The sequence below is a fragment of the Herbivorax alkaliphila genome (assembly GCF_030848475.1).
Lineage (GTDB): Bacteria > Bacillota > Clostridia > Acetivibrionales > Acetivibrionaceae > Herbivorax.
In genome coordinates this window covers 1-5,461 of the sequence record NZ_JAVDDS010000089.1, presented here as the reverse complement: position 1 = coordinate 5,461, position 5,461 = coordinate 1, and the positions used below count along the sequence as shown (strand labels likewise).

The 5,461-nt window shown below is 31.3% G+C and carries 4 protein-coding genes; 3 read left to right on the top strand and 1 reads right to left on the bottom strand.

Translation table 11 applies throughout. The features are described from left to right. Positions 1–41: 41 nt before the first annotated feature. The 3 genes from RBH29_RS16980 to RBH29_RS16970 all read left to right on the top strand — a co-directional run bounded on the left by RBH29_RS16980 (position 42) and on the right by RBH29_RS16970 (position 3,302). Complete coding sequence (locus RBH29_RS16980; RefSeq protein ID WP_306698194.1) at positions 42–767, top strand: ABC transporter ATP-binding protein; 726 nt, start codon at positions 42–44, stop codon at positions 765–767. A gap of 126 nt (positions 768–893) precedes the next feature. Further along, positions 894–2,102 (top strand): ABC transporter permease, encoded by a 1,209-nt coding sequence (locus RBH29_RS16975; protein WP_306698193.1) that lies wholly within the window; start codon positions 894–896, stop codon positions 2,100–2,102. A 36-nt stretch (positions 2,103–2,138) separates the two neighbouring features. Continuing rightward, complete coding sequence (locus tag RBH29_RS16970; RefSeq protein ID WP_306698192.1) at positions 2,139–3,302, top strand: ABC transporter permease; 1,164 nt, start codon at positions 2,139–2,141, stop codon at positions 3,300–3,302. Between the two features lie 208 nt (positions 3,303–3,510). Here RBH29_RS16970 and RBH29_RS16965 read toward each other — a convergent pair whose 3' ends face one another. After that, positions 3,511–5,349 (bottom strand): zinc ribbon domain-containing protein, encoded by a 1,839-nt coding sequence (locus RBH29_RS16965; protein ID WP_306698191.1) that lies wholly within the window; start codon positions 5,347–5,349, stop codon positions 3,511–3,513. Positions 5,350–5,461: the final 112 nt, after the last annotated feature.

The window sequence follows — 5,461 nt, the reverse complement described above, 5'->3', positions numbered from 1 at the left end:
AAAGGATAGAGTAGACAGGTATAGTCAAAGGAGTTTAATATATGGCTTTAGAAACCATTGTAAAAGTAGATAATTTAAAAAAGAATTATGGAAATGTAGAGGCAGTAAAAGGAGTAAGCTTTGAAATAAAAAGAGGTGAAATACTAGGCATTGTAGGTCCTAATGGTGCTGGGAAATCAACATTTTTTTCTATTTTAGCAACTATATCAAAGCCTCAGGATGGAGACATTATTGTGGACGGAGAGAGTATAACAAAAAACAAGCAATATGTAAAAAAAATTATTGGGTATGTACCTCAAGAACTTGCACTCTATTCATCCTTAAGTGGGCGTGATAATTTAAACTTTTGGGCTGGTATTTATGGATTTTTTGGAAAGGAAAAAAATAAAGTAGTGAAAAATGTTATTTCTGAGATGGATCTTCAAGATGTTATAAAAAGAAGGGTTGATACATATTCAGGTGGAATGAAAAGAAGACTTAATATTGCATTGGGAATACTTCACAACCCACAATTATTAATTATGGATGAGCCATTAGTAGGAGTAGATATTATTTCTAAAAGAAAAATAATGGATAAGATGCTAAAATTAAAATCAGAAGGGCAGGCTATTGTTTTTTCAAGTCATAGTACAGATGAGGTTGAAAAACTATGTGATCGGATTGTTCTTTTGGAAAATGGCAGTGTGAAAGCTTATGGAGAATTGAATGATATATTAAAAAAATATGGTAAAGATTCCTTGGAAGATATTTTTTTCGTAAAAGAGTAGCGGTAAAGTGAAGTGGTTTAGATAAAGTTAAATATTAAGAATTAGGTGGAGTTTTGTCTTGAGTATAGCAGAGCTCTTGATTATAGAAGGTTGCTTGTTAGATTTAGATAAAAGCGGGGTTGTTGGATGAAAATTTTTATCAATGTTTTGCTCAATGATATAAAATTGGTATTGTCTGATTGGAAAATGCTTATTATAATATTTGCAATGCCTGTGTTATTGATAGTATATTTTTCATATGCAATATATCCAATTTTAAATGAAGAAACTGTTGTACAGCCTATTTCAATAGGTGTTGTAGATAGAGATGATACCATAGAGTCAAGAATTTTAATAAATCAACTTTCGGATATTGATCTTATTGCAGAAATTAACAGGGTGTCGGAAGAAGATGCAGTTACTTTAATTGATGAGAATAAAATTGCAGCAGCAGTTATAGTTCCTGAAGGATTTATTTCTAGTGTTGTTTCAGGAGAAAACAAAAGCATTACCATCTTAGGGAATGCAAAAAGAGAACAGCAGGCTATAATTATAAGAACCCTTGTAACAGGTGCATCAAATATTGTGTCATCAGGTCAGGCTGTGCTCTACTCATACAGTAAATTTGTAAATGAAACAGGAATAGCCAGAGATGAGCTGAATCAAGAGTTTAATGCTCTTTCAGAAGATATAGTAATGAGTTCTCTTGACAGAAGTAATGTTGTTTCAGAAATAAGAACATATCCCCAAGACAACTTAACAGCTACAGAACACTATACAGCTTCTCTTCTTGCCCTTTTTCTGCTTTTTTCAGCTGTGCCGGTATCAAAGCTTCTTTTAGTAGAAAGAACATCAGGTATAGCATCGAGAAGGGAGACGACTAATCTAGGAGGGAGCAGGGTATTAGCATCAAAGCTTATTGTTTCTTTATTTGTTTCTGTATTTCAAATGAGTTTGATATTTTTTATAACATCAAAGGTTTTTAACAACTATTGGGGAGCTGGATTTTTTATAACTTTGGCAATTTTTCTTTCTGGAATTTTTGCTGTTTCATGTTGGTCTTTATTTGTTTCAGTTATATCAAACAACCAACGACAGTTTGAGGTTATAAGCAGTATGGGAATTTTATTTATGGCTTTAATAGGTGGAAGCATTTATCCTATTGCAAAAATGCCCAATATTATACGATCTGCAAGTACATTTACAATAAACAGATGGATTCAGGAAGGTTTTATGAAGGTGTTTTCAGGCAATAGACATCCTGATATTTCTCAGGAGATAACATCTTTAATTATAATTGGAATGTTTTTTGTAGTGTTTTCAACTATAATTTATAAATTTAAAAAGGCAGGGTAAATCATGAGACGGTTTTTTCTATGTGTATTCACATATATGAAATTGATATTTAAAAATATATATTTTACTTCCATAATAATAATCTTTCCTGTTTTGATAGGTGGAATTTATGGTTATACAGCAAAGGGCACAGATGACTCACTTATAACAACTGCGTTTGTAGATAAAGACAATACTCAGCTGTCTATAGAGTTATACCAGAGGCTGAAATCAAGTGAAGGATTAGAAGTGCTTGAAACATCCATTGAAAAGGGTAAGATAATGCTAGAAGCTGGGGAGGCAGAGGCTGTATTTGTATTAAAAGAAGGCTTTGAAGAAGATCTTTATAATTTAGATGTAAGTTCTACAGTTGAGATTATTACTCTTCCGTCTTCATTTGCAGGAGCTTTTTTATCAGAAATTATAGCTTCTGATATATCAGTAATAAATTCGAGAATATTATCACATGCACTTATAACAGAAAGGTTTGAAGAGTTAAATGCGGATGCAGAGGGGTTGTCTGATAGGATAGATGAATACTATAATCAGCTTACAGAGGAAACTCCATTAATGCAGGTTGAATATAAGATTATAAATAGTCCTGATAATTTTGAAAAATCAAATAAATTGATTGATTCTCAAAAATATATGGTATACGGCGGACTTCTTATGTTCATAATGTTTTTTCTAATGTTTGGAAGCGGGTGGATAATAGAAGAGAGAGAAAATGGAACCTTAAAAAGACTTAAAACTGTAAAGAATGGTTTTAGTACGTCCTTTTGGGCATCATTTTCTTGTCTTGTAATCTCAGGTATATTTCAAGCTATTATTTTTATATTAATAAGTGTTCTTTTTGGAACAATTGTGTTTAATGATAAAGTTATATTTATTGCTCTTATTATTTTTATTATTACTGCTTCGTCAATAACAATGCTTTTAGCATCTGTATTTAAAACATCAATGCAGCTCAATGCATTTACACCTGTCTTTGTACTGCTTACAAGTTTTGCAGGTAGCTGTTTTGTAGATATATCTCTTTTATCAGAGACATTTGAGATGGTTTCACTTTTTACTCCTCAAGGAATTACTCTTAGCGCTTTAAAAGAAATATCTATGGACAGTAATAGTTTAGAGTGGCTTAAGTATTCAGGGCTTCTTATACCAGTATCTGCTGTGCTTCTTTTTATTTCCTATCCTAGGTTAAAAGCACTGTCAAATTAAATTGATTTTACTAAAGTAAAAGGCTTATTGTAATAGATGTTCTGCAGTGGGTGAACTCGTTTAGATAAAGCTAAACTTTGAGGCTTCAGGCGGAGTCTTAGAATAAGATAAAAAGAACTGGCTTTTTTGTCGTAAGCCAGTTCTTTCTTTAGTTTTAAAATTCAAATTAGATGTGACTAAAGCTTTTATCACCTTTGTTTAAATATATTTAAAATGGTTGAAATATATTTATAAGGTCTTGGTTTTCTTCTATAAAATTCATAAATGACATTTCTATTTCCATAATAAATTTATTGATTTCATCTTCACTTGCATTAGCAAGGTCAATTGAATTATCAGAGTCAAATGAAGGAAATTCAAAGTCTACATCAAGAGTGTTTTTAGTTTTAGAACTAAAGCCTCCACCAAGAGACATTTCTTCTGTGAACATACTAGCTGGAACATCCACTCCAAAACTAAAATCTATATCTCGTCCAAACTGTTTTTCTTTGTCGTTTTCCCAATTGTTTGTTGTCAGGTTGCCACTAGCGTCTATTGAAAACATCATAGGAACACCAATGCTTACAGTATAGTCATTAGAACTTTTGACAGAATCTGATCTAGAGTCGGAAACAATGTTGTAGTCGGTGTCTAGTTTAAATACTTTTGATGAAAATCCTCCTGTATTAATGGATATACTAAAGTTTCTGTTTCCTGTCTCTGTTTCATTGTCAATGTCACCATCTGAGGAATAGTTAAAAGCTAATCCGTCTATATCATCGGAATTGTTGAAACTTAGTTTTATTTCTAAGTCTTTAATGTTTTTATCATTGTACTCTGTTACACCTGAGTAATCTAGGTTTAAACTTACTGTTTCGTCTGAGTTAGCAGTTGATATCTTTGTCTCAATTGTTCTTCCAACCATTTTATTTCTGTTTGCAAACACATTCATGACTACACCTTCAGGAAGTACTAGATTTTTAAAAGCTTCATTTACGTTGTCTTTTATTTCTTCTAATGTCTCTTTGAAATTTTCCTGTGAAAATTCAGATTTTATTTCGTCAAGTTCATTTGAATCAGAATAGTAATCAGAAGCTTCAAAAAGTTCTAGAACATTTGTAGCATTTTCTTTAAGAATTTCATATAGTTCATCATCTTCTGCGATTGCATCGATAAGGTTTATTACTATACGCTGTATGTCTGCTTTTTCAAATTCAATGGTCAGTTTGTCACAGTTTAAATTAAATTCACCAACTTTAAAGTCAACATTTTTTTCTATAGTAACCTGTTCGTCTTTAATTGAATCCCTTATTACTTTGCCATAATTTCTCATAATACTTCCTAATTTTTTTTCATCAAAATTTAATAAATCATTAGGAGTTATCATTTCAGCTATAGCTTCAAAGTCTTCTGCTTCACTGGAAAAACCTAAATTTTTTAAAATGTTTTCCATTTGATTAAAGTCTGCAACAACATATTCATCAAAAAGCACAGGAGCTGAAAGAGCTAATGTATCATTTTCAAAAGCTGCGATAAAGTCAAAAAGTTTGGCGTTGTTAACTATAATATCTGTGTTAATAAGTGCCTGATTTTTGTCAGGATTTGCCTTGCTATCGATAATAAGCTTCGAATTATTTAAAAATCCAGTGATTGAAGATAAACTTGGATCTAAAGCATCTAAATCTAAATTTAGAGACAACTCTCTTTCTGTTTTATGAGTGTTTTCAGACAGTGTTTTTATATCATGGATAAAAGATCCGTTTTCTTTTGAGTTTTCAACAAGTTGTTGTAAGTTTCTCCTTTCAATATCTAAATAAATCTGTTTCGGGGTTTTGAATATATTAGTAGTAGTGGCAAGTACAGTGAATGCAGTTGCTGCAATAAGCACTATAACACCTGCTAAAAATAAAGGTTTTTTAAAACCTGACTTTTTAGAAACTGCTTTATCATTTTCGTAGTTGGTGTCGCTTTCTAGGGTAGCTGCATCATAGGAGTTAGTCGGATTACCACAGTTAGGGCATATGTTTGAATTATTGTTTAATTCGTTGCCGCATTTCTCACAAAACATAAAATAACCTCCGTTATAATTCTAATATAATTTACAAGCTTATAAATTATATTAGAATTATAACATTCTGTCAATACAAAAACAATAAATTTAATAAATAGTTGTATTGACT